Here is a 24,314-nt window from a genome sequence, read left to right on the forward strand (position 1 = left end):
TCATCCGGCGCAGACGGGTTGTAAACGGCAGGGGCGGCCGCTGGCGGATCCGACCGTGTCGAGGCAGATTCGGGCCGCCTCCCGGCAGATCGCATCGGTCGCCGGCCCTTCGATGCCGACGACGACAATAGCCGGCAGCGGCGGGTCGAGGACGTGCGGCGCTGCCTGGAGCAGATAGGCCAGTCCCGCCTGATGGCCGTAATCCACCGGTACGGGCGGCAGCGCCGCCGGATCGAGGATGACGATTCCCGGCTCATCCCTGAATCCCTCGACCGCGTCGACGACGATGACCTGATCGCAGCCTTCGAGCAGCGGCAGCAGGCGGAGACCGGCCAGACCGCCATCGACCAGCTCGACCGCTGCCGGCAGACTGCGGCCGGCGAGGATGTCGTGGACCATCGGTCCCGCCGCATCGGCGGCGATGAAGGGGTTGCCGATGCAGATTATACGCGTACGCATCGCGAGCGGCCGGTGGCAGGAGCGTTGTTGGTCAGCAGGTGCACCGAGCAGACCTGACAGGCATCGAAGGAGCGGATGACATGGCCGATCTCGACCGGGTTGTCCGGGTCGGCGATCGGGGTGCCGATCAGGGCCTCCTCCCATGGCCCGCGGACCCCGTCGTGATCCCGCGGTGAACCGTTCCAGGCGGTGGGGGTGATGATCTGGTAGTGGGCGATCTTCTGTCGGCTGATCTCCACCCAGTGGCCGAGGGCGCCGCGACTGGCGTCGATCAGACCGTAGCCGTGGCCGTCGGGGATCTCGCGCACCGAATGGTAGAAAGGGGCCTCGGGGTCGATCTCTCCGGCCCAGGTCTTCATCGCCGGCAGGAGCTCCGCCGGTCGGGTCAGCCGCGCCAGTTCCCGGACATAGGCGTTGGGGCCGCCGGCGGCGATCATGTCGGCAAACAGCGGATGGCCGCTGGTCAGCATCTGCGCCAGGGGGCCGGTCTCGGCCGGCCGGCCGTTGTACCTGGGGGCCTTGCAGAACGAGTATTTGATGATCTCGTAGGGCGAGACATAGGGCTGGGTCAGACCTTCGGAGGGATGGAGGCCGCCGGGATAATCGACGAAATGGGAGTAGGCGACGTGCTCGGTCACCAGTTCCTGATCGCAGCCGGCAGGCGCCTGCCCCTGGCCGATGAATCCGGCCGCCAGCAGCAGCGGGTCGGCGGTGCGGCCGCGGACGGCGCTGCCCTGCGGCAGCTCGAGCTGGCCGAAACTGACAAAGTTGCCATGGCCGCGGCCGAGGCGGTCGAGCCCGACCAGCCGGGCAAAACGGATGAAGAAGCCGAGGTCGCCGTCGCGGTGGGCGTCGCTTTCGTCGAGCCACGCCTGCAGGTCCTGTTCGCTTCGTACCTGCTGCCAGCGTTCGAGCGGGCAGCCGAGGATCTGCTCCTCGTACCAGGTGGTGAAGAGGTTGATGATATAGGTGCAGTTGACGATATCGTTGAAGGTCGGGACGCTGGCGACGCCGCCGGGGACGATGAACGACGAGTTGGGCCACTGGCCGCCGAGGATGGCGACGATCTCGAGGATCTTTTTGGTCATGCCGATGGCCCCGATGACCGAGCGGCCCTTGAAGGCCTGGTAGCGGCGGACCGCCTCGCCGTAGAGGGGCAGGCCGGCGTAGGCCGGGTTGTGGCAATCCTGCATGAACATCAGGATGCCGTGGCGGAGATCGCTCTGGATGTGCTCCGCCATCATCGCCAGGTTGCGGACCAGCAGGGCGTTGACCGGCAACTGGGCGCCGCTGATCATGTCGAGCGCCTTGGCTGCGGTCAGCAGGTGGGCGGTGCCGCAGATGCCGCAGACCCGGGGGGTCAGGACCAGGCCGTCGAGCGCCCCCCGTCCCTTGAGCATGTTCTCGAAACCGCGGTACATGATGCCTTTGCTCCAGGCATTGGTGACCACGCCGTCTTCGTGTTCGATCCTCAGTTCGAGATCGCCTTCGACCCGGTTGAGGGCCACATCGATCGTCTTTTTCCTGTTCTCGGACATGTCAGACCTTGGGTTGGCGGTGTTTCAGCCTCTCGGGCGCCGCCGCCGCGGCCATGCCCTTGTAGGCGAGATAATGGGGCCGGTCGACGCCGTCGGGCAGGTTGATCGGCAGGCCGACGATGTTGGGGGTCTCGAAGAACGGCGTATCCTGGGGAAAGTCGGGTTCGGTGCAGCCGAAACAGGGGATGCCGGATCTCGTCTTGCAGCTGCGGTTGTTCCACAGAAACTTGTTGCAGGGGCCGTGGGCCAGCGGCCCGTGGCAGCCCATATGGAAGAAGAGGCAGCCCATCTGGCCGAAGTCGGTCTCCTCGATCTGGTACTCGTGGTACTCGTTGCGGGTGCAGCCCTGGTGGACCAGCATGTTGTAGTACTCGAGCGGGGCGTTGCGCTCGTTGAGCTTGAGCCGCTTGCCGGTAGCCAGGGCGCTGAGGGTGCCGATGAGGACCTGGGGATGGACCGGGCAGCCGGGCAGGTTGATGACCGGCGAGCCTTCGCGGCTGACGAAGTCCGCGCTGAGAAAGCCGCCGGCCTCCTTGCCGGCGAACTGCAGGCCGACGCCGCCGACATCGCAGGCCCGGGTGACCCCGCCGAAGGCGGCGCAGGTGCCGACGGCGACGATCAGTCCGGCCCGGGCCGCCAACTGGGCGATCAGGTCCTTCTTGGGGCGGCCGGCGCAGGTCTCGAACATCCCGGTGCCGTTGGGGCCGGTGATGACGGTGCCTTCGACGCAGAGGATGTCGAGGGGCAGGGCGCCACCCGTCAGATCGTCGAGCAGCCGCAGGTGCCGGGCCGGCGTCAGGGCCGAGAACGAAGGGTGGAACAGGACATCGAGACCGACGGTATTGGTGGCCTCGGCGATGTTCGGCGAATCGGCGCTCAGCATCGACATCGTGTCGCCGCTGCAACCGCCGCACTGCAGCCAGTATAGGTTTGGATTCATATCTCTCCTGATGCTCCGCGCTCGGAATAGTCCGAGGCGGCGGTGCTAATAGACCGGTTTGTAGTCGAAGAAATGCCTCGTCTCCAACTTGCGGTAGGTCCGTGTCTCCCCACGGGCGACGAACGAGGAGGTGATGGCCCCGTTCGAGGTGAAGCGGACGCCCTCGAGGAATTCGCCGTCGGTCACGCCGGAGGCGGCGATCGCCACCTCCTTGCTCCGCACCAGATCCTCGACCCGGAAGATCTTGTCGAGATCGCTGATCCCGTGGGCCTCGGCCTGGGTCCGGTCGCGATCGTTCTCGTAGAAGATCTTGCCCTCGAAGTAGCCGCCGAGGCAGCTGATCGCCGCCGCGACCAGGGCCCCCTCGGGGGCGAAGCCGTAGCCCATGTAGATATCGGCCCGCTCGCCGGTGATCGCCGCCAGGCAGCCCGAGATCTCGCCCTCGTCGATCAGCTTGATCCGGGCGCCGCAGCTGCGGACTTCGTTGATCAGCTGCTGGTGCCGGGTCTGGTTGAGGATCAGCACGGTGACGCTCTCGGTATATTTTTTCAGCGCCCGGGCGACCCGTTTGACATTGACGATCGGCGGCTGGTTGATATCGATCACCTGTCCCGCCTCCGGCCCGACCACCAGCTTGTACATGTTGAGGTTCGGCACCGACTGGATCGAGCCCTCTTTGGCGATTACGGCAAAGGAGGTGGCGTTGTTGCGGCCGTCGGCGGCGGAATGGTAGGCCTCGAGGGCCACTGCCATCAGGTCCGACTTCGGGCCGCCGCGACCGATGGCCGCCGGCAGCTGAAAGAACCCCGGGCGGTCGACGAAGCGGTCGTTGACGAGGCAGCCCTCGATCGCCAGCCGGTTGAGGGTCTTGGCGATGGCCTGGCGGGTTTCGTTGAGAATGCCGGTGTGGTCGCCCAGTCCCTGCAGCCGTGCGGCGGTCAGGGCGGCGATCTCCGTCGCCCTGACGATCTCCATTCCGTAGTTGGTGTCCATGAAATCAGTCTTGTGCATAGGGAGGGGAGGCGGCGGCGTGCCCGTTCAGTTGTGCCAGCTTCCTGATCTGCGCCATGATCTCGTCGCGCTGTTTCTTCAGGGCCCTGCCTTCGATGGTGTCCTTGATTTTCATCGGCTGGCGGAATTCGTCGATCAGTTCGATATCGAGCGGCGCCGATTCGAGCCGGCGTTCGGCCTCGATGATCTCGGTGGGCGTCGGCAGGATGATGCCGTACAGCTGGTGCGGGGTGTGGACCAGCGAGTGGCCGCGGTTGTAGTAGGCCTCGGCGAAGCCGCCGTCGATGTTGATCGCCACGCCGTCCGAGCTCGCCATCTGCGCCCCCTTCTTGTAATCGACCGGGGTGTGGCCGTAGATGACCCGGCGGATGCCGAACTCCTGCTGCATCTTCTCCTTGAAGGCCTCGGTCTGCATGTTGTCTTTCCAGTAGAGCGACCGCTCCTTGTGGGTCTGCTTGTCGCTGAGGAAATAGCGCTCGAAGGTCTTCATCGCGTGCTTGCCGAAGAACGGCGACCTGGGGCCGCACCACAGATAGAAGAACAGGGCCTGGTCCTGGGGGCGCTGCGGCCGGTCGTCGAGGTAGTTGACGCCGACCCGGCGAATCGTCTCCTGGGTGAAATCGAGGAGCTGCTTGCCCTTGCGGCCGAGGAATTCCTCGAACTGGCCGTCGGCGGTCGACGGCACCAGGGCGTGGATGTTGAGGAAGTTATTGTGGATCAGATAGGTCTGACCCTTGGTGAAGAAGAATTTGAGCAGCCGCTTGAGGCGGCGGTTGGTGGCGAACTGATGGGCGAGATCGTTCATGATCTCCTGTTCCTCCGGCAACAGGCGGCCGGGGTTGTCGAGATCGATGGTGGGGAAGCTGGTGTCGTTGAGCCCCTCGGTCTTGCCGGTTTTCAGCATCAGCGCCAGGCGGTCGAGCCACAGCCGCGACTCCATGTCGTACTCGGGGTAGTCGCGGATGGTCTGCTCCTCGAGCTTGAACTGGATGATCGCCAGGGCCTTCTCCATCGCCCGTCCCTTGCTGGTCTTGGCCTTGAAGTTGCCGGTGATGGTCTCGACCGGGTAGGTGCGCTCGGCGAATTCGGCGAGATGGGTGGTGTCGAAGCGCAGGCGCTCGATCAGGGCGAAGTGGTCGTAGCGGCAGGTGATCCGCATCGTTTCGGCGATCAGCGAGCGGTTGCCGGAGGCGGCCCCCATCCACAGGATGTCATGGTTGCCGTAGACATAATCGACCATATCGCGATAGGCGCTCGACGACAGGATGCGGATGATCTTATCCGGCTGCGGCCCGCGGTCGAAGATATCGCCCAGGACCTGGATCCGGTCGAGCAGCACCTGGCGGATGGTGTGCGACAGGTGGGCGATCAGCCGCAGCGAGATGATCTCCTCCTCGAAGATCGGGTTGGGCACCGGCAGGCCGGAGAGCAGCCGGCTGATGGTGTCGCTGAACTCCGGCGGGAAGATCTCGCGGCCCTGGTAGCCGATGTTGGTCAGCTTGTACCTGAGGATCTGGATCAGGCAGAAGATGACGTCCTGCATGTCCATGGCGATGTCCTCGTCGCGGATGTACTGCTGTTTGCGGATGATGCGGACGAGGTACTGGATCTTGTCGGGGCTGAAGGTGTTGGGCAGGGCCTCGCGGCAGGTCTGGTAGAGCATGCCGAAACGGCCGCGGAGGATCGATTTGAAGCGGTCGCCCTCGCCGTGCAGGTCGCTGATCCACAGGGTGGTCGGGATATTGGAGTTGAGCCGGTTTTCCAGCTTCAGCAGCTGATGTGCAAGCCGGTCGATCTCTGCCACCATGACCTGCCTGTCGATATTCGGGCTTGTCTTGTTTGTCTGATCGGGTGATAATCCGGGTCGCATACTGCCGCTCCGTGGCTGTCATAGAAGAAAATGTGCCTGCCTTCATGCCCCAGGGCATCGTTGGACAGGGCCTGTCGAGCATGTTGCATTCCGTCATCCGGCCATGACTGACCGGTGTGGCCTAATTGTATTCTTCTACATGATATTTTTCAAAGGAAAAGCCTCAACCTCCGGCAACCGCGATCGATGCCCGGCCGGCCGTTCCCTGATGGGGGCGGGGGCGGCGCTGATCAGGAAAAGTTTTGCGCTCCTGCTGTTGGGCGGGCTGCTGGTCGCGGCAGCGGCCCTGGCCGGGGCGGGGGAGATCGGGCAACGGCAGGCGAATATCGAGAAATTCTGGCAGCGGGAATTCACCGTCGGCACCTTGCGCGGCAGCGGCGGGGTCGAGCTGCGGTACGCCGGTCGGAAAGCGGCGTCAGGGCGCGGGGCGCTGGTGGTCGTCAACGGCCGGACCGAATACGCCGAAAAGTATGCCGAACTGTTCTACGACCTGAAGGACTCGGGTTTTTCACTCTATACCTATGACCATCGCGGTCAGGGACTGTCCGGCCGGCTGCTGGCCGATCGCGGCAAAGGCCATGTCGACGCCTTCGACGACTATGTCGCCGACCTCGACCGGTTTCTCGCGCGGATCGTCAGGCCGCAGAAGCCCAAGACTATCATCGTCCTCAGCCACAGCATGGGCGGGACCATCTCCCTGCTCTATGCCGCCCGCCACCGGGGAGTGCTGGACCGGATCATTCTCTGCTCGCCGATGCTGTCGCTCGACCTCCATCCCGTTCTCACCAATATTGTCCGGGGTGCTTGCCGGCTCGCGGTCCATACCGGCCTCGGTGATGCCGCGGTCCCCGGGGCCGGGATCTACGAACGGCAGAAGATTTTTGAGGGCAATTACCTCACCGGCAGCCGGCAGAGATTCGAGATGAACCGGCGCCTTATCGCCCGCAACCCGCTGTTGGCCATCGAGGCCCCGACCTTTAGGTGGGTCGACCAGGCCCTGGCAGCCACGCGGGAGCTGATGGAACAGGACCTGGATCCGGGGCTCCCCATCCTGCTGCTGCAGGGGGAAAACGATCGGGTGGTGGGCGGAGAGGAACAGCGGCAGTTCTGCCGCCGGCTCGACGACTGCCGCCTGGTCGCCCTGCCGGAGGGGAGGCACGAACTATTGATGGAAAAGGATGCGATCCGTGACCGGGTCCTCGCGGAGATCCACGGTTTCATCGACGAGACGACACGGTGAAGGGGCTGATTTTCCCCCTTTTGCCGCGGCCTACCCGAGACACCTGTACAATGTACGACCGGGCGTGCTAAAACCTGCACGGCGCGGAGTCCAGGCGTTTACGGGGCGAAACTGAACCCAATACACCCGCTGGAACGACGGCCCATGCGTATTTTACGATTTCTGTTCAGCCATATCCTTGTCGAAGTATTCCGAGAGCTTTTGACGAACATCTGCTGGAATAGGAAGGGTGGTATTCTGTTTGTAATCAAAAAATACCTGAACGGATCGCCCATGAGCGCAGGCTGATGATTCCCTGTCATTATCGCCTTTCTTCAGCAATTTATAAATAAAATCAAAACGTTTTTCGCCAATTTCTCCGACCCATATTTCCAGGAACACTGTGTCGCTTATTTTTATCGGCCTCACAAAATCACAATCAATATGAGCAAGGATAAAATTGTAATCTTCCGGATTGATGATGCCAAACAATGAGCGTACAAATTCCTTCCTGCCTTCTTCAAAATACGTCAGATAGACGGCGTTGTTAACGTGTCCCATCGAGTCGATATCTCTGAATCTGATCTTTATCTCCGTTACGAATTTTTTATGTTCGATCATGATGTGGCCATCCTTGAGTTTAAGTCGGGTAAAGGCTTTTTCATCAGATATCGATTCTTTCGAATCAGATGAGCTGACTCAACAGCTTTACGCATAGTATGTTTCGTAAAACCAGGACCTGAAACCAATATGAAGATACTAAAATATGATATCGATTTCATATAAATAATTTTTAGAAAGATAACATAGTATTACCAACGGCAACGGAGGACAGGGGAATTGCTGCCGGAGCGAAAGGTGATCTCGGCAGATTACTTTATTGCAAATACCATGAGACAGACTGTAAAGGGGAGATGGGGGAAGCTTTTTATCTCCGTAACAACAAAACCAAGCTGCTGATACCACTGCTTCAACTCAATCTGCTCATCGATGATGCCGATACCGACCTTGCGGGCTCCTTTTGATGCGGCATGTTCCAACGCATATTGCACAAGCCTGACTCCAAAATGCCTGCCGCGCATTTCAGGGAGGACCGAGAGGCGTTCAAGATAGCAGACATCGGCTTGTGGTTGTTCAACGGCCACGCAACCTATCGGCTTTTCATCCACATAGAAAATGGAGTACTGAACACCGCGTGCGAAATCCGACTCGATCCATGATGAATCGCAGTTTGATGGGTGCTTTGGACAGTTGTCCTGTTTCAACGAAAACCGCTGCGCTACATCGCGGAAGGAATCGCGAATGAGCTGCACCAAAACTTCACGGTCATCCAGTGTGGCTTCTCTGATCATTTCGATTCCAAGGCTGGATCCTGGAGCGCCGGCGAGAGGTCCTTCTCGGCTGCGATCAGTTCGGTAACCCGCCTGGCTGTTTCTTCTACGTCGATATTGTCAACCTTCATTGAAGCCCCCGTACATTGTGTTAACTCACTATAACATGGGTTTTCATACCATCGATTTTCGCGAAGCGTTTCGGATCAATCGCCGAAAGGGCAGCCCCTATCCGGCTTCAAAGGTAACGTGCTGTTATAAAATATAATTTTATTCAGGAGAGCCGCCCCCGTGTTGTGTTATCAACTGTGACGCTTAAAAAATGGAAATACAAGCATAAAATACAAGGCTAGTCAGCGCTCCACAGTGTGCCATGTCAATAAACAATATAATGACATATAGTTGCCGATATAGCTCTGACGATCGATTTTGGGTTGCGTAAACCCTATCCGGTTTGTGTTTTTAAATTGACTGTCATGTGCGTCACTATGTATACATACAGGGTATGAGAGATGCCGACTTTTTCACCAAACCGGTCGACAAATGGCAGCGCAAGTACGAAGCGCTACGGGCTTCCTTTGTCGAGCGTCTTCCGGACCACATTGTTGCCGAACGTTTCGGGTTGAGCGTCGGCTATCTCCGTGTTCTCAGGCATCAGTTCCGTCATGAAAAGATCGACTTCTCGGAAGCAGTGGCCGAAGGCAGTCGCCCGCGACGGAGAATCGATGCCGCGACCCGGCAGAAAATTGTTGCATGGCGGCAGCGCGAACTCTCGGCCGGCGATATCGCCCAACTGCTCCACCAGGAGGCGGTAGACATTTCCGTGCGCACCATCGAACGTATCCTGGCCGAAGAAGGATTTAAAAAGCTTCCCCGACGAACCCAGCTGAAGATCGGCCGGACCATTGGAGGATCAGAGGTGCCGGAAGTTGCCACACCAGTCGCAATCGAACGACTCGAGGGGCAACGGTTCGAATCCGCCGGCGCCGGGGTGTTTCTCTTCGCTCCATTCATTGCCCAACTCAATCTTGATGCCGTTATCAAGGAGGCCAAGCTTCCGGAGAGCAAGAGCCTTTCCGCAACCAACTACCTCTTCTCCATTCTGGCCTTGAAGCTTCTCGGTACCGAGCGCCACGCCCATGTCGACGGGCACGTTTTCGATCCGGGGCCGGGCCTCTTCGCCGGTCTCAACGTCTTGCCGAAATGTACCGCCCTCTCCACCTACTCGTATTCCCTCGACGCCGATCATCTTCTCCGCCTGCAGGATGCCTTCATCCGCCAGGTCATGCGCTTGGCCCTTTGTTCCGGTTCGATCATCAACCTTGATTTCCACACCATCCCGCACTTCGGCGACGAATCGGTTCTCCAGGAACACTGGGCCGGCGCCAGGGGCAAACGGATGAAAGGGGCCCTTACTCTCCTGGCCCAAGATGCCGACAGCAGACTGATTCTTTTTTCCGCCGCCGATATTCAGCGCAGTGAGGCCGATGACCAGATTCTCGCCTTCCTCTCCTTCTGGCGGGGCATCAAAAAGCCGATGGACTCGACATTCATCTTTGATTCCAAACTGACCACCTACGAGAATCTCTCCGAGCTCAACCACCAGAAGATCGGGTTCATCACCCTCAGGCGGCGGGGCCATAAGCTTGTCGCGGAGACGGAGAAACTTGCGCCCTGGAAACGGATTACCATCCCCCACGATAAACGTAAGTATCCGCAACCGATGGTGCACGAATCGAGAATTGCACTGCGCGGTTATGTCGGCGAAGTCCGGCAGATCATAGTCCGTGGCAACGGCAGGGAGAAGCCGGCCTTTCTGATCACCAACGACTTTGCGATGCCGGCGGAACTGCTGGTCGGCAACTATGCCAGGCGGTGGCGTGTCGAAAACGGGATCGCCGAGGCGGTCAAGTTTTTCCATCTCAATGCCCTGTCGTCGCCGATCCTGATCAAGGTCCACTTCGATGTGATCATGACGATGATTGCGGATACCCTGTATTGCCGTCTGGCCCGGCAGTTGCGTGGTTTCGAAGACTGCGATGCAGCAAAAATTTTCCGGAACTTCGTCAAGGGCGGGGGTACTATCGAAGTTCGGGACGGGAACATCACTGTGAAGTTGTCCAGGCGCGCCCATACACCGGTATTGCGGGCCGTTGACTGGTCAACCCTGCCCCGGAAGATGCCTTGGCTGAACGGCGTCGATTTGTCTCTCCAGTTCAGTTGAACGGAATTGGTGCATGTTAATGATTGTGTCGGTTAAAGCAGGCGCGAAAACCGGTGCGTAAATACATCCAGCTGGATAGTTACTCCTTATGAAGAACAAAAGAATCCTGTTAATTTCGCCGCAACCCTTCTTTCAATGGCGTGGGTCACCAATCCGGGTCAAATTCAACCTTCTTGCCCTCACCGATCTCGGGTACCAGATCGATCTACTCACTCTTCCGATAGGAGATGATCAGGAGATCAACAGAGTACGGGTATATCGGGTGGCCAATCCGTTCAGGGTCAAGAATATCCCTATCGGCCCCTCTTTCTGGAAGCTGTTTTTTGATCTGCTCATTTTTCTGAAAGCGATTTCGCTCTGTCTTCAGAATCGTTACGATGTTATCCATGGGATAGAAGAGGCTGGATTTTTCGCCGCCGTACTTGGAAAATTGTTCAGGGTAAAAGCTATCTATGAAAAACACTCCGATCCATTCTCCTACAAAAAGGGACGAATCAAAAACATCATCCTGAACGCTTACGCTGCTCTGGAAAAACTCTCCGTGCGAGTAGCCAATGCGGTTATTTGTACCGGTCCGGGTCTGGTCGATCAGGTCAACGCCATGAAGACCGCTACCCGGGCCTTCAATATCGCCGATATTCCTTCATCCCTTATGGAGCCATCCCCAGTCGATATTCAGGCAACGCGGGGGAAGCTTTTGCAGAATGATGATGATGTCCTTATCACCTTTGTTGGTTCTTTTGCCATTTATCAGGGCGTGGATTTGATGTTTGCCGCCATTCCGACGGTGGTGAAGAATAACGAACGGGCGCGTTTCGTCATTATCGGCGGCAACCCGGAAGAGATAGCGAAAAATAGAAATGTACTGATCGAACAAGGAGTAGCTGCTCACGTTACCTTTCTTGGCAAGATAGCTCCCGATATCCTGCCAGATTATCTTGCCGCATCAGATATACTACTTTCTCCGCGAGTTTCCGGAATCAACACCCCTCTCAAAATTCTGGACTATATGAAGGCAGGAAGGTCCATTGTCGCAACGGATGTCGTCTCCCATAGACTTCTGCTCGATGAAGAGACAGCGGTATTTGCACCACCAGAGCCTGAATCGCTCGCTCGTTCCATAATCCTGCTGGTAAACGATGAAAAAATGCGAGAACAACTTGGCGATGCCTGTCGCAAGCGGTATGAGACCACCTTCACCTTCGATCACCTTTGCGCCAGACTGGCGAGGTGCTATGAGTATGTGCTGTCCTCCTCGAATCTGGGGGTTGTCCCCAAAGTGCTGCAAATTGTCTTTATAGTATTCTTCAGTGAAGTATCTACCAATATCGCTACGGAGTTAATGAGTAATGACTGAAAATTTCTGCAAGATTCCCAAAGGTACTCCCGTACTCGTTACCGGAGCCACCGGTTTTACGGGGATTGTACTGACCAGGAAACTGGTTGACGCTGGCCTGAAGGTCAGTGCAGTCGCCAGAAACACTTCCAACCTGGAACCATTGAAGGATCTGCCGATCGAATGGTTTCGGGGCGAGGTTTTCGATGAAGCAATGATGCGGCAAGCATTGCAGGGTCAGGAATATGTGTTCCACGTTGCCGCTGCCTTCCGGGAAGCAAAAAGTACCGAACAAGACTATTGGAATGTCCATGTAAAAAGTACCCGGATCATCGCCAACGAGGTCCTCAAGAACCCCGATTTCAAACGACTTGTTCAGGTTTCAACCTTCGGGGTGCACGGCCATATCGCCAATCCGCCGGCCACGGAGGAGTATCCGTTCGGACCTGGGGACGAATATCAACGGACCAAGCTCGAGGCTGAACTCTGGCTGAACGAGTTTGCCAAAAAGAACAAGCTCAACTACACCATCATCCGCCCCGCCGCGATCTATGGTCCGGGAGACCGTCGTCTGCTGAAACTGTTCAAGATGGCGACCAGGCCGTACTTTCCCCTGCTGGGCAACGGCAAATGCATGTATCATCTCGTCCATGTTGATGACCTGACCAACACCTTTATTATCGCCGCCACCCATCCGGCAGCCGAGGGTGAGACGTTTGTCTGTGGCGGCGACGAAGCTATTCCGATTGCCGAAATTGCCGAAATCATATCAAATCATTTCAATGTGAAGACAAAAGTGGTGCGCCTGCCGATCGGCCCGTTTTTTCTTCTCGGAGACCTCTGCGAATTGATCTGTAAACCGTTTAAAATCGAACCGCCCATTTATCGTCGCCGGGTGGCTTTTTATTCGAAGGACCGACATTTCGATGTGAGCAAGATGCGCAACGTTTTGGGTTATCATCCGAAATATTCAAACAGGGAAGGCCTTGTCGAAACGGCTGATTGGTATGTTCAGCAGGGCTGGATGAAAAAATAACAACTCATTTCCATAAAATACATTCATGAAAGCAATCACCATTCTCGGCAATAATTCAGGCCGTAATGCAGGCGACAATGCAATATTAGGGAATCTGCTCGACGATTTTGCTCTGCAGCGATCCGATATTCATTTCAAGATACCGACACTCAATACCAACTTTATCAGGACTGCCTTTGGCCGGCACCGGATTCAGCCCATTGGCTTGCTCCCCTGGAATCTTGCCTTGAAAAATCTGGGTTGGCCTTTGTATCGGGCGATGGTCGATACTCAGATGGTATTGATTGTCGACAATATCCTTTTCGACCGAAAGTTCTATAACCCTTTAATCAACAATCTCAGCTCCATATCCCTTTTCGCCCCCTTCTGCCGCAAGAAAAACATACCGATTATTCTCTATAATGCCAGTATCGGACCGATCGACCGTCAGGTCGGCAGCCGGGCGCTCCAGAGAGTACTGGATGCCTCTCCACTGGTGATCACCAGGGATGAAAGCACCAAGCATCTCATCGAACGGTTGAATTTGCGCCATCCTGAAATCAAGATTCACGCTGATTGCGCCCTCAATACCCAGGTTCCTTCCCCCGCCCGGATGGATGAAATCATCCGCAAGGAAGGCTTGTTCACCAACCCGAAGGGCACCATCGGTCTCAATGTCAATTCCTATATTGATGATTTCAATGAGAAAGGCAGCATGAACCGGGAGAAATTCTGCCGGATTATCGCTGATACCGCCGACAGTCTGATTGAAAAACTTGGTGTCGATATTCTGTTCACCGTGAGCCAGATCATGGACATGAAGATCACCAAGGAATGCGTTCAATACAGCCGTCATCGAGATCGTATCAGGATTGTCGGCAATTGCGATTATACCTACCAGGAACTCACGGGGTTGCTGAGCGAATTGGAAATTCACGCCGGACTTCGAACCCATACCCTGATTTTCTGTGCCGCCGTGACAACGCCGATGATCAATATCAACGCCTACCCCAAAAGTGCAGGATTTTTAAGAACCATCGGCATGGGAGACTGGACGATTACTTTCGACGACCTGTCCATGGAAAATCTGACCGCCATGATGATGAGATCATGGGAGAAGAGAGAAAATTTACGAAATCACATGCGGCCGATAGTCGACAACGAAAAGAAAAAGGCACGCGACAGTGTCGGCTATGTCTCCGATATTCTAGATTCTCTGTGATCAGATCAATCTCAGATGGCGAGCCCGCCAACCGAGATTGATCCTTGATGGCACTGGGGCCGACATGAGGGAACCTTGAAATCGCCAGAGACAATATCGCGGAATGGATCGCGAATATGATGATTGGCGAGGGAGGGGGCTCATCAATCGAACATCAGTTGCAACGAGAGGGGCATCTTCTGAAACACGAGATTTCTCGATTCGCTCGAAATGATAAGGAGGGAGGCCTCGAGACTTTCCTTTTTGTCAATTTACAAGGGTGGTCATAGCCAATGTCCATTTCTGTCTGAAAAATGGCCCGATATGTTGGGATCAGGGGTAGCCGGCAGCGGGGAAATTTTCGGATTACGAACTGGACAAAAGTATGGAGACAAGAATGGAGGCAACGATGGCGGATACCACGATGTTGGGCAGGATGGTGAAAAAACGTCTTGGCTTTCTGCCGACCCCGGTGGAGTCGTTGCCGGCCCAGGTGAAACATCTCGAAGGACCGGCGATCCTGAGGTGACAATATGGCCAGACCGGGCTGGCGCTTGGCGTTCATGGTATGGTTGAATAGGGGGAAGGGAGGAGTGGGTGGTAGTTCATGGTGCTTGACATCCAAGAATTTCTTACAATATTATAAAAGTAATCAAAATAGAATGAGGTAAGAAATGATTTCGACGGTAACTACCAAGGGTCAAGTTACGATTCCGGTGTCGATCAGGAAAAAATATGGAATTAAGACCAACGACAAGATCGATTTTATCACTGAAGGAGACAGGATTATCCTCGTTCCCGTCAAGACTCTCCGTGATTTTCGCGGTGCAGTGGCCGGTCCCGGAAACATGGACGAAGAGCGGCAGACTGCCAAAGAAGAGGTGAGCCGCCGGACCATCGAGGAAATGTCATGAAAACAAGTTTCCTCGACGCCGATATCTTCATCCGTTATCTGACCAACGATGAACCTGCCAAGGCCGACAGGGTGGAAAGGCTTCTGGATCAGGCCGCCAAAGGCAAGGAACGGCTGATGACCACCGAAATGGTCCTCGCCGAGGTGGTCTGGGTGCTCGAATCCTTCTACAAACTGGAAAACCGTGCCATCGGGCCGATGGTCAAGGCCATCCTAGCCACACCGGGGCTCGAAGTCATTAACGGCGCCCTTGTAGAGAAGGCGATCGAGATGTATATGCAACGCAATATCGATTTCATCGACGGCTATATTGCGGCGGTCATGGAACGTCATCATGTCGAGGAGATATTCTCCTACGATAAAAAACACCTGGCTCGAATTACCGCCATCCAACGCAAAGAGCCGTGATTGTTCATACGCAGCGAAGCCTGGGCTGATCGGCCCTTCTTCGCTGTCTGAAAAGTCAGTATCGGAACGGGCAGGAGGGTTTGTCGGACTTACGTCCTTGATTTTCCTGGCAGCGAATTGTTCCCCCGATCTATTCGGCGCCGGAACGGGGAGTGAGGAGAGAACAATCCCATCGTTTTTCAGATCATTGCAAGAGCCGAGACTATCGACCATGTCCGCTGCAACCTGCCCTTCGGAGAAAAAAGCGGCGACCATGGTTGCCTTCCAATTTTTCGGACCGAGATCCTCAAGCTCATTGCACATCCTGGCAATTTTAATCACCGACGGGAAGTACTCTCTGGAGGAAGGTGCCGGTCAGTGAGGACCAGGAACCGATTGCCATTAGAAAATAAACAAAATATCAGAGCCTTTTGCAAAACGACAAAATCACACAGTACGTCTCACTTGCATTTCGAATGCACGAAATAAATTATGTTGTCATTTCGAGCGATAGCGAGAAATCTTGGTTTTCAAGACGAGGAGATTTCTCCCTCCGGTCGAAATGACAGATTCTGCATCTGTTCTTTATGCAAGAGGCTCATCAGTAAAAAATAGCTGGAGAGAAAAACGGAGGCAACGATGGCGGATACGACGATGCTGGACCGGATGGCGAGAAATAGCCTGGGTTTTCTGCCGACCCCGGTGGTGCCGTTGCCGGCGCTGTCGAAGTATCTCGGCGGCCCGGCGATCCTGATAAAGCGCGATGACCAGACCGGGCTGGCCCTGGGCGGCAACAAGACCAGAAAGCTCGAATTCCTGCTCGGCGACGCGCTTGCGCAAGGTGCCGATGTCGTCGTCACCGGCGGCGCCGCCCAGTCCAACCACTGCCGCCAGACCGCCGCGGCGGCGGCCGTCTGCGGTCTCGGCTGCCACCTGGCCCTTGGCGGCGAGGAACCGGCCGCACTGAACGGCAACCTGCTGCTGGACCGGTTGCTGGGGGCGACGATCCATTGGTCCGGCGCCCGCCGCAAGGGGGAGGATATCCCGGCGATCTGCGACCGGCTGCGGGCCAGCGGCCGAAAGCCCTACATTATCCCCTATGGCGGCTCCAACGCGATCGGGGCGGCGGGGTTCGTCGAAGCAATGCGGGAACTGACGCTCCAACTGGGTCCGGAGGCCGATCGCGTCTCCCATATCGTTTTCGCCTCGAGCTCGGGCGGGACCCACGCCGGGCTGATGGTCGGCAAGGTCCTGGGCGGCCTCGGGACGCGGCTGGTCGGCATCAATATCGACAAGGAGGAGAGCGGGGAGATGACGCTGGGCGAGCATATCCTCGACCTGGCCGGGGCCACCGCAACGCTGCTGGGACTGGACCACACCTTCGCTGGCGCCGATCTGATCCTCCGCGATGACTATGTCGGCGCCGGCTATGGGGTGATCGGCGACCGCGAGCGCGAGGCGATCTCCCTCACCGCCCGCCTCGAGGGCATCCTGCTCGACCCGGTGTACACCGGACGGGCGATGGGCGGGCTGATCGACCTGATCCGCAACGGCGAGATCGGGCCCCGGGATACCGTGCTGTTCTGGCACACCGGCGGCAGTCCGGCCCTCTTTGCCCATGCCGGTGAACTGGTGATTTGATCTCCGGTTCGGGTGGTTTATGGATCAGTATTGCTTGCCTTGTCCATTAATTATGTTTATCCTTGCGTGTTGTGTCGTTCAGGCCTCGATATGCGGAAGGCCTTGCGGTGAGTCATTCTGCGGTACTCCCACGGGATGCCGTTTCTCCTCCCTCGAACAGAAAGAGTCGCAACCTTGAAAAAACGAATCCTAGTCGCCAACAGGGGCGAAATCGCCATCCGGCTTATCCGGGCCATCCAGGAACTTGATTACGAGGCCATTGCCATCTATGAGACACCGGACAGGAATTCCCGGCATCTGCGGTTAGCCGACGAGGCGATCTGGATCGGTGACGGGCCGCGCAAGGATTATCTCGATGTCGAAAAGATCATCGGCACCGCCCTGCGGTCGAATGTCAGCGCCATCCATCCCGGCTACGGCTTTCTGGCCGAGAACCCCGATCTTGCCAGGGCCTGCGAGAATGCCGGGCTGGTCTTCATCGGCCCTCCCTCCGATGTCATCGAGAATCTCGGCAGCAAGGTCATGGCCCGCCGGATCATGGCCGAGGCCGGCATCGCCATGGTCCCGGGCACCGAGAATCTGCCGGCCGGCGCCAAAGGGCTCCAGGTGGCGATGGACTTTGTCGCCCGCTACGGCTTTCCGATCATGCTCAAGGCGACCTCGGGCGGCGGCGGTCGCGGCATCCGCCGGATCGAGAACGAGAACGAGCTGCGGGAGCAGTATCCGATCGCCCGGGCCGAGGCCAAGGCGGCCTTCAACGACGATTCGGTGTACATCGAGAAGGTGGTGCTCAATCCGCGCCATGTCGAGGTCCAGATCCTGGCCGACCGCTCCGGCACTACCCTCCACCTCGGCACCCGCGACTGCTCGATCCAGCGGCGCAACCAGAAACTGGTGGAGATCGCCCCGGCCTTCCAGATCAGCGAGGAACTGCGGGAAGAGATCTGCCGGACGGCGGTCACGGCCGCCAAGGCCTCGGGCTATTTCAACGCCGGAACCGTCGAATTCCTGCTCGACAGCGACAACACCTACTATTTCATGGAGATCAACACCCGCCTCCAGGTCGAACATACGGTCACCGAGATGGTCACCGGCATCGATATCGTCCGCAGCCAGATCAAACTGGCGATGGGCTACAATCTCCATATCCGGCAGGAGGATATCAGGACCCGCGGCCACGCCATCGAGATGCGGATCAATGCCGAGGACCCGCAGAACAACTTCATGCCCGAGGGCGGCAAGACCATCAGCGTCTACCGCTCGCCCGGCGGCTACGGGGTGCGCCTCGACGGTTTCTGCTACCAGGGTTTCACCATCCCCGAGGTCTACGACTCGCTGCTGGTCAAGCTCACCGTCTTCGGCTGGTCGTGGGAGGAAACGGTCGATCGCCTGCGCCGCTGTCTCACCAACTACGTCATCACCGGGCCGAAGACGACGATCCCGTTCTACCTCAATCTGGTCAACGATCCCGATTTCCAGAAGGGCGTCTTCGATACCTCGTACCTGGAGACCCACGAGCAGCTGTTCCAGTACAAGGAAGACAATTCCGAGATCAACAAGCTGGCGCGGCTGATCGCCGAGATCCATTACCGGGGCGAGAACCGTTACGCCAAATGAGGCGGCGGTTTTCCTGAATCATCGCTTTCCCGCAAAGCATTCCACGGATACCAATATGACCAGAATCGTTCAGAATACCGATGCTGCCGCCGTCATCGCCACCCTGCGCCAGGCCGACGGCTACTATATCACCAACACGGCCCGTGACCTCTCCCAGGCCGACTTCAAGAACCGCATCCTGCTCCACACCGACCTGATGGCGGCCAAGGGACGGGAGGCGGCCGGTTATTTCTCGCTCGAGATCACCGGCGGCGCCTCGGTCCATGTCGACATGCTGCGCAAGCAGGTCGACCCCTTTCTCAAGCTCGAACTGCTGCGCAAGGCGATGCCGAAGACGATGTTCCAGACCCTGTGCCGCGGCACCAATCTCTTCGGCTACCGCCCGTACCCGCAGAACGTCATCCGCCTGACCGTGCGGGAATTCGCCAAGTATGTCGACGTCTGGCGGACCTTCGATTTCCTCAACCACGTCCCCAACATGGAGGCGGTATTCGAAGAGGTGGCGCTGGCCGGCAAGATCAACGAACCCAGCATCTGCTTCTCCACCGGGCCCGAGCACACCAACGCCTACTATGTCGGCAAGGTCGGCGAGATCCTGGCCGTCACCGGCACCGACATCATCCTCTGCATCAAGAACCATGGCGGCCTGGGGACGCCGCAGCGGATCGGCGAACTGGTCGATGCCCTGAAGCAGGCCTACCCCGACCTGGTGATCCACTATCACGGCCACAACACCGACGGCAACGAGATCGGCCGGATCGTCGAGGCGGTGCTGAGCGGCGCCAGGATCGTCGATGCCTCCGACCACGCCCTGACCGGGTTCTACGGTCCGCCGCCGGTGCTCACCGTCATCCAGACCCTGAAGGGGTATGGCTATACCGCCGTCGGCATGAGCGAGGAGGCGGTGATCGAGACCTCCGACACCATCCGTGACCAACGGCGCTACTACGCCCAGTTCGAGGCCCAGATCAAGGGCTTCCAGCCGACCGTGCAGATTCACAAGCTGCCCGGCGGGGCGATGGGATCGAGCCTCGAGCAGGCGGACAAGGGCGGCTTTCTCGACCGGATGCCCGACATCCTGCACAAGGAACTGCCGCGGGTGCAGAAGGACCTCGGCAACTACTGGAGCGTCACCCCCGGCTCGCAGATCCTGTGGACGACGGCGGTGTCCAATGTCCTCGACGGGGAGCGCTACGCCAACCCCTCCGGCGACCTGAAGAACCTCCTGCTCGGCAAGTACGGCCCCTTTCCGTTCCACAGGCCGGCCGACTGGATCTATAAGAAGGCCTTCGGGCCCGATTGGAAAAAAATCGTCGAGGCGGAGGAGGGGATGCCCGGCATCGAGGATGTCGATCTCGACCGGGAGCGGGCGGTTCTGACCGAAAAACTGGGGATGGAGCCGACCGAACAGCAGCTGGTCCTCTATCTCCAGCATCCCAACGATGCGGTCGATTTCTTCAAGTTCGAGGAGACCTACGGCAAGGCCTACGTCCTGCCGCCGGCGATCTTTTTCCGCGAAGGCGGCTTCGCCCTCGGCGACAAATTGACCTTCAAGGACCATTTCGGCAAAGAGCATGTGGTCGAGATCGGTCCGACCCAGAAGACCGAACTGGGCGAGACCAACGTCTACCTCAACGTCGACCACGACCAGCGGCTCTATCTCTTTGAACCGGAACTGCAGCCCGGGGTCCGGGCCGAGGTCAAGCTGTCCAAGGAGGAGATTGCCGCCCTGGCGGCCGAAGGGGATATTCGCGCTCCCTTTGCCGGCACCATCTGCGCCGTCAGTGTCGAGATCGGCGACGAGATCGGCGTCGGCGATCAGCTGGCGGTGATCGAGGCGATGAAGATGCAGACACCGATCCTCAGCGAGGTCGCCGGGGTGGTCAATGCCGTCTCGGCCAAGATCGGCAAGATGCTGCAGGCGGGCGACAGGATCTTCAAGATCGACCGCTTCGAAGACTGATCCGGTACTCCCGGCCGGGTCCTAGCGCCCTGATTTTCTATGGGCGCTGGGAAAAATCAGCGTTCCTTCGCTATGGTAGCCGGAGGGGGCGGTGGTGTTCGGCATGAGGACGCAGTTCCTGCCGAGGATCGTGCCGGGGTTGGTGACCGAGTTGCAGCCGGTCTGGGTGTGGTCGCCGAGGATGGCCCCGAGCTTGCGCCGCCCGGTGTCGATCCGCTCGCCATCGATCCGGAGGGTGACGTTGCCGGGCAGGAAACGGAGGTTGGCGAACTTGGTGCCGGCGCCGAGGTTGGTGCCGTTCCCGAGGATCGAATCGCCGAGGTAGGCGAAATGGCCGGCCTTGGCGTCGTCGAGGAAGATGCTGTGCTTGACCTCGGTCGCATGGCCGAGAATGCAGCGCCGGCCGGCGAGACAATACCCCCGGAGATAGGCGCCCTGCCGGACCTCGCTCATCTCGCCGATGATCGCCGGGGACCTGATCATCGCCCCGCTCTCCACCAGAACTCCCGTCCCGAAGTCGATTTCCTTCCCGAGCAGGACCGCCCCGCCCATGATCACCGTCGCACCGACGAGAATTTCCCCGCTGTCCCTGACGATCAGACCGCCCCTGGTGGTATCGCCGTAATGGATCTGCAGCCCGTCGGCGGCAAGGACCCGGCCGCCATGCAGCACCACCGTCGCGGTGAGCGGTGCGCCCTGGGGCAGGAGCGGACTGTCGGGCAGGGTATAGGCGAAGTCGTTCATGTACCCCTTGAGGTGGTTGAGCGCGGTCCAGACATAGGCGCCATCGGCGAACAGCTGCGGGTGGCCGAAGGACGACAGGTCGAAAAAAGTGGCGGCGGTGAGCATCGCATCTCCATCGGTTGGCATGGCATGGGGGCAGAGAAGGCCCGGAAGATACTGTCACTATGGTGGAAAAATTCAAACAGTTCAACGGAAATCAGCTCGTCGACGTGAAACCGGAATGAACCGGCCGGCGTCGCCGATGTTCGTGACGGCCGGCTGGTCGGGACCGCCGCACAATGAAAAATCCGGTGCACTTTCGGGACATACAGCAGGCAATATCTTGACTTCGGCAAAGTCGTGTTTAGTCTTTCACAGGTTTCTGGATTAATGATGTTTATAGTGTACAATGTGAGCGTGAATCATCAGGGAAGGCGGTACGCGGGCCTTCCCTGCAACAGAGGGGCAGGGGGTATGCGGCCCCACAGTCCGGTCGGAGGTATGTGTGGAATTTAATGATGCGCTGAGCATTGGAATGGACGATTTCTCCAACAACGAGGAGATGGAGATCCCCGAGGTGCTGCCGATGATGGCGGTGCGCGACGTGGTGATCTTCAATTACATGATCATCCCGTTGTTTGTCGGCCGTCCGGGATCGGTCGAGGCAGTCAACGAGGCCCTCGGATCGAATAAGCTGCTGATGCTGGTGACCCAGAAGGACGCGACCAAGGACAACCCGAAGCAGGAGGACCTCTATTCCGTCGGGATGGTCTGCATGGTGATGCGGACGCTGAAACTGCCGGACGGCCGGCTGAAGGTTCTGGTCCAGGCAATGTCCAAGGCCAGGATCAAGGATTATGTGCGCACCGAACCATCCTACCAGGTGACGGTCGAGGTGATCGAAGAGACCGAGGTCAAGGAGATCACCGTCGAGATCGAGGCGATGATGCGGACCGTGCGCGAGCAGACCGAGAAAATCATGTCGCTGCGCGGCATCCTCTCCGCCGATCTGATGATGATCATCAACAACATCGAGGAACCCGGCCGCCTGGCCGACCTCGTCGGGTCGAACCTGCGGCTGAAGATCGTCGAATCCCAGGCGATCCTCGAGGAGACCGACCCGGTCAAGCGGCTGAGGCTGGTCAACGACCTGCTGTCGAAGGAACTCGAGGTCTCGACCGTCCAGGCCAAGATCCAGAACGACGCCAAGGAGGAGATGAGCAAGTCGCAGCGCGAGTATTTCCTCCGTGAACAGCTTCATGCCCTGCAGAAGGAACTGGGCGACACCGACGACAGGATCCAGGAGATCGAGGACCTCGAACGCAAGCTGCGGCGGACCAAGATGCCGAAAGATATCCGCAAGGAGGCCAAGAAGCAGCTCAGCCGGATGGAGATGATGCACCCCGATTCATCCGAGGCCACCATCATCAGAACCTATATCGATTGGATCCTTGACGTCCCGTGGCTGAAGGGGACGACCGACCGGCTCGACCTCAAGGAGGCGAAGGAGGTCCTCGACAACGACCACTACGGCCTCGACAAGGTCAAGGAGCGGATCCTCGAGTATCTGGCGGTACGTAAGCTCAACGCCTCGACCAAGGGCCCGATCCTCTGTTTCGTCGGCCCCCCCGGTGTCGGCAAGACCTCGCTGGGGCAGTCGATCGCCCGGGCCATGGGCCGCAAGTTTCACCGCATCTCGCTCGGCGGCATGCGGGACGAGGCCGAGATCCGCGGCCATCGCCGCACCTATATCGGGGCGATGCCCGGCCGGATCGTCCAGGGCCTGAAGACGGTGGCGTCGAACAACCCGGTGTTCATGATGGACGAGATCGACAAGATCGGCTCCGATTACCGCGGCGATCCCTCCTCGGCCCTGCTCGAGGTGCTCGATCCGGAGCAGAATTTCGAGTTCTCCGATCATTACCTCAACCTGCCGCTCGATCTGTCGAAGGTGATGTTCATCACCACCGCCAACATGACCGACACCATCCCCGGGCCGCTGAAGGACCGGATGGAGGTGATCCGGCTCTCCGGCTACACCCTGGAGGAGAAGATCGTCATCGCCCGGAAGTACCTGCTGCCGCGGCAGATCAAGGAAAACGGGATCAAGCCCGTCCATATGAAGATGACCGATGAGACCATCGAGTACATCATCAGCCATTACACCCACGAGGCGGGGCTGCGGAACCTCGAGCGGGAGATCGGCAAGGTCTGCCGCAAGATCGCCCTCAAGATCGCCGAGGGAGGGAAGGGCCCGTACACGATCAATGCGACGACCCTCGACCGTTACCTCGGTCCGCCCAAGAGCCTGCCCGAGGCCGAACGCGAGCAGCTCGATCAGCCCGGACTGGTCACCGGCCTGGCCTGGACCGAGGTCGGCGGCGAACTGCTGCAGATCGAGGTCAACCTGATGCCGGGCAAGGGCAAACTGACGCTCACCGGCCAACTCGGCGACGTGATGAAGGAGTCGGCGCAGGCGGCGCTGACCTACTGCCGCAGCCGGTCGGAAGAACTGGGCGTCGACGCGGGATATTTTGAAAAGAACGATATCCATATCCATGTGCCGGCCGGGGCCATCCCCAAGGACGGACCGTCGGCCGGCATCTCGATGGCCACCGCCCTCTATTCGGCGATCACCGGCAAGAAGGTGATCAAGCGCCTGGCGATGACCGGCGAGGTGACCCTGCGCGGCCGCGTCCTGCCGATCGGCGGCCTCAAGGAAAAGGCCCTGGCGGCGCTGCGGGCCGATTTCGACAAGGTCATCATCCCCGAGCTGAACAAGAAGGACCTGGTCGAAATCCCTCAGGATATCAGGGACAAGATGCATTTCTATCCGGTCAAGGACATGGATGAGGTGGTCCGCATCGCCCTGGGGAAAACGGCAAAGGTCGGCAGCCGCAAGGAATAATAAAGGGTAGTTTTCGCA

General features: G+C 58.5%; 19 protein-coding genes. 11 read left to right on the forward strand and 8 right to left on the reverse strand.

Features of this window, described 5'->3' with window-relative positions:
* Genes ACWGKN_RS05495 through ACWGKN_RS05515 form a run of 5 tightly spaced genes read right to left on the reverse strand, consistent with a single transcriptional unit; the run spans nucleotide 1 to nucleotide 5,818 of the window.
* Nucleotides 1-459, reverse strand: coding sequence for a hydrogenase maturation protease (locus tag ACWGKN_RS05495; RefSeq protein WP_052159784.1), 459 nt, complete (start codon nucleotides 457-459; stop codon nucleotides 1-3).
* Nucleotides 444-1,997, reverse strand: a complete 1,554-nt coding sequence (locus tag ACWGKN_RS05500) for a nickel-dependent hydrogenase large subunit (RefSeq protein ID WP_452094842.1) — start codon at nucleotides 1,995-1,997, stop codon at nucleotides 444-446. The genes ACWGKN_RS05495 and ACWGKN_RS05500 overlap by 16 nt, the downstream gene beginning before the upstream one ends.
* A gap of 1 nt (nucleotide 1,998) precedes the next feature.
* Nucleotides 1,999-2,937 carry an NADH-quinone oxidoreductase subunit B family protein gene (locus ACWGKN_RS05505; RefSeq protein ID WP_452094843.1) on the reverse strand — a complete coding sequence of 313 codons (939 nt, stop codon included), beginning with the start codon at nucleotides 2,935-2,937 and terminating at the stop codon, nucleotides 1,999-2,001.
* A 45-nt stretch (nucleotides 2,938-2,982) separates the two neighbouring features.
* Nucleotides 2,983-3,930, reverse strand: a complete 948-nt coding sequence (locus ACWGKN_RS05510) for a fructose-bisphosphatase class II family protein (RefSeq protein ID WP_035227990.1) — start codon at nucleotides 3,928-3,930, stop codon at nucleotides 2,983-2,985.
* Between the two features lie 4 nt (nucleotides 3,931-3,934).
* Nucleotides 3,935-5,818 (reverse strand): fructose-bisphosphatase class III, encoded by a 1,884-nt coding sequence (locus tag ACWGKN_RS05515; RefSeq protein ID WP_452094844.1) that lies wholly within the window; start codon nucleotides 5,816-5,818, stop codon nucleotides 3,935-3,937.
* A gap of 139 nt (nucleotides 5,819-5,957) precedes the next feature.
* Between ACWGKN_RS05515 and ACWGKN_RS05520 the strand changes: the two genes are divergently transcribed.
* Nucleotides 5,958-7,058, forward strand: coding sequence for an alpha/beta fold hydrolase (locus ACWGKN_RS05520; RefSeq protein WP_052159781.1), 1,101 nt, complete (start codon nucleotides 5,958-5,960; stop codon nucleotides 7,056-7,058).
* 153 nt (nucleotides 7,059-7,211) lie between these two features.
* Here the strand turns inward: ACWGKN_RS05520 and ACWGKN_RS05525 are convergent, their stop codons facing one another.
* Entirely contained in the window at nucleotides 7,212-7,658 is a 447-nt protein-coding gene (locus ACWGKN_RS05525; protein ID WP_052159780.1) for an acyl-CoA thioesterase, read from the reverse strand.
* 251 nt (nucleotides 7,659-7,909) lie between these two features.
* Entirely contained in the window at nucleotides 7,910-8,389 is a 480-nt protein-coding gene (locus ACWGKN_RS05530) for a GNAT family N-acetyltransferase (RefSeq protein WP_035227956.1), read from the reverse strand.
* Between the two features lie 484 nt (nucleotides 8,390-8,873).
* Here ACWGKN_RS05530 and ACWGKN_RS05535 point away from each other — a divergent pair, with 484 nt between their 5' ends.
* The 9 genes from ACWGKN_RS05535 to ACWGKN_RS05575 all read left to right on the forward strand — a co-directional run bounded on the left by ACWGKN_RS05535 (nucleotide 8,874) and on the right by ACWGKN_RS05575 (nucleotide 20,665).
* Nucleotides 8,874-10,592, forward strand: a complete 1,719-nt coding sequence (locus ACWGKN_RS05535; protein WP_452094845.1) for a transposase — start codon at nucleotides 8,874-8,876, stop codon at nucleotides 10,590-10,592.
* Between the two features lie 88 nt (nucleotides 10,593-10,680).
* Nucleotides 10,681-11,949 (forward strand): glycosyltransferase family 4 protein, encoded by a 1,269-nt coding sequence (locus tag ACWGKN_RS05540; RefSeq protein ID WP_424256104.1) that lies wholly within the window; start codon nucleotides 10,681-10,683, stop codon nucleotides 11,947-11,949.
* Nucleotides 11,942-12,964: an NAD-dependent epimerase/dehydratase family protein gene (locus ACWGKN_RS05545; protein WP_452094846.1), complete on the forward strand. Its 1,023-nt coding sequence runs from the start codon at nucleotides 11,942-11,944 to the stop codon at nucleotides 12,962-12,964. Before ACWGKN_RS05540 ends, ACWGKN_RS05545 begins: the two co-directional genes overlap by 8 nt.
* Before the next feature lie 25 nt (nucleotides 12,965-12,989).
* Complete coding sequence (locus tag ACWGKN_RS05550) at nucleotides 12,990-14,165, forward strand: polysaccharide pyruvyl transferase family protein (protein ID WP_424256108.1); 1,176 nt, start codon at nucleotides 12,990-12,992, stop codon at nucleotides 14,163-14,165.
* A 653-nt stretch (nucleotides 14,166-14,818) separates the two neighbouring features.
* On the forward strand, nucleotides 14,819-15,058 hold the full coding sequence (locus tag ACWGKN_RS05555; protein ID WP_424256110.1) for an AbrB/MazE/SpoVT family DNA-binding domain-containing protein: 240 nt from the start codon (nucleotides 14,819-14,821) through the stop codon (nucleotides 15,056-15,058).
* On the forward strand, nucleotides 15,055-15,465 hold the full coding sequence (locus ACWGKN_RS05560) for a PIN domain-containing protein (RefSeq protein WP_452094847.1): 411 nt from the start codon (nucleotides 15,055-15,057) through the stop codon (nucleotides 15,463-15,465). The genes ACWGKN_RS05555 and ACWGKN_RS05560 overlap by 4 nt, the downstream gene beginning before the upstream one ends.
* A 618-nt stretch (nucleotides 15,466-16,083) precedes the next feature.
* Nucleotides 16,084-17,085: a D-cysteine desulfhydrase family protein gene (locus ACWGKN_RS05565; RefSeq protein WP_452094848.1), complete on the forward strand. Its 1,002-nt coding sequence runs from the start codon at nucleotides 16,084-16,086 to the stop codon at nucleotides 17,083-17,085.
* Nucleotides 17,086-17,259: 174 nt separating this feature from the next.
* Nucleotides 17,260-18,702 carry an acetyl-CoA carboxylase biotin carboxylase subunit gene (locus ACWGKN_RS05570; protein WP_452094849.1) on the forward strand — a complete coding sequence of 481 codons (1,443 nt, stop codon included), beginning with the start codon at nucleotides 17,260-17,262 and terminating at the stop codon, nucleotides 18,700-18,702.
* Nucleotides 18,703-18,757: 55 nt separating this feature from the next.
* Complete coding sequence (locus ACWGKN_RS05575; protein WP_424256116.1) at nucleotides 18,758-20,665, forward strand: biotin/lipoyl-containing protein; 1,908 nt, start codon at nucleotides 18,758-18,760, stop codon at nucleotides 20,663-20,665.
* 21 nt (nucleotides 20,666-20,686) lie between these two features.
* On the opposite strand, the gene ACWGKN_RS05580 is transcribed toward ACWGKN_RS05575, so the two are convergent.
* Entirely contained in the window at nucleotides 20,687-21,514 is an 828-nt protein-coding gene (locus ACWGKN_RS05580; protein WP_035229257.1) for an LbetaH domain-containing protein, read from the reverse strand.
* A 379-nt stretch (nucleotides 21,515-21,893) separates the two neighbouring features.
* On the opposite strand from ACWGKN_RS05580, the gene lon reads away from it, so the two are divergent.
* Nucleotides 21,894-24,296 (forward strand): endopeptidase La, encoded by a 2,403-nt coding sequence (lon, locus tag ACWGKN_RS05585; protein ID WP_035229255.1) that lies wholly within the window; start codon nucleotides 21,894-21,896, stop codon nucleotides 24,294-24,296.
* Nucleotides 24,297-24,314: the final 18 nt, after the last annotated feature.

The sequence above is a fragment of the Desulfoprunum sp. genome (genome assembly GCF_053613775.1).

Coding starts and splice junctions, on each gene's coding strand:
- ACWGKN_RS05495 (WP_052159784.1), bottom strand. CDS start 459: ATGCGTACGCGTATAATCTGCATCGGCAACCCCTTCATCGCCGCCGAT.
- ACWGKN_RS05500 (WP_452094842.1), bottom strand. CDS start 1,997: ATGTCCGAGAACAGGAAAAAGACGATCGATGTGGCCCTCAACCGGGTC.
- ACWGKN_RS05505 (WP_452094843.1), bottom strand. CDS start 2,937: ATGAATCCAAACCTATACTGGCTGCAGTGCGGCGGTTGCAGCGGCGAC.
- ACWGKN_RS05510 (WP_035227990.1), bottom strand. CDS start 3,930: ATGGACACCAACTACGGAATGGAGATCGTCAGGGCGACGGAGATCGCC.
- ACWGKN_RS05515 (WP_452094844.1), bottom strand. CDS start 5,818: ATGCGACCCGGATTATCACCCGATCAGACAAACAAGACAAGCCCGAAT.
- ACWGKN_RS05520 (WP_052159781.1), top strand. CDS start 5,958: ATGATATTTTTCAAAGGAAAAGCCTCAACCTCCGGCAACCGCGATCGA.
- ACWGKN_RS05525 (WP_052159780.1), bottom strand. CDS start 7,658: ATGATCGAACATAAAAAATTCGTAACGGAGATAAAGATCAGATTCAGA.
- ACWGKN_RS05530 (WP_035227956.1), bottom strand. CDS start 8,389: ATGATCAGAGAAGCCACACTGGATGACCGTGAAGTTTTGGTGCAGCTC.
- ACWGKN_RS05535 (WP_452094845.1), top strand. CDS start 8,874: ATGAGAGATGCCGACTTTTTCACCAAACCGGTCGACAAATGGCAGCGC.
- ACWGKN_RS05540 (WP_424256104.1), top strand. CDS start 10,681: ATGAAGAACAAAAGAATCCTGTTAATTTCGCCGCAACCCTTCTTTCAA.
- ACWGKN_RS05545 (WP_452094846.1), top strand. CDS start 11,942: ATGACTGAAAATTTCTGCAAGATTCCCAAAGGTACTCCCGTACTCGTT.
- ACWGKN_RS05550 (WP_424256108.1), top strand. CDS start 12,990: ATGAAAGCAATCACCATTCTCGGCAATAATTCAGGCCGTAATGCAGGC.
- ACWGKN_RS05555 (WP_424256110.1), top strand. CDS start 14,819: ATGATTTCGACGGTAACTACCAAGGGTCAAGTTACGATTCCGGTGTCG.
- ACWGKN_RS05560 (WP_452094847.1), top strand. CDS start 15,055: ATGAAAACAAGTTTCCTCGACGCCGATATCTTCATCCGTTATCTGACC.
- ACWGKN_RS05565 (WP_452094848.1), top strand. CDS start 16,084: ATGGCGGATACGACGATGCTGGACCGGATGGCGAGAAATAGCCTGGGT.
- ACWGKN_RS05575 (WP_424256116.1), top strand. CDS start 18,758: ATGACCAGAATCGTTCAGAATACCGATGCTGCCGCCGTCATCGCCACC.
- ACWGKN_RS05580 (WP_035229257.1), bottom strand. CDS start 21,514: ATGCTCACCGCCGCCACTTTTTTCGACCTGTCGTCCTTCGGCCACCCG.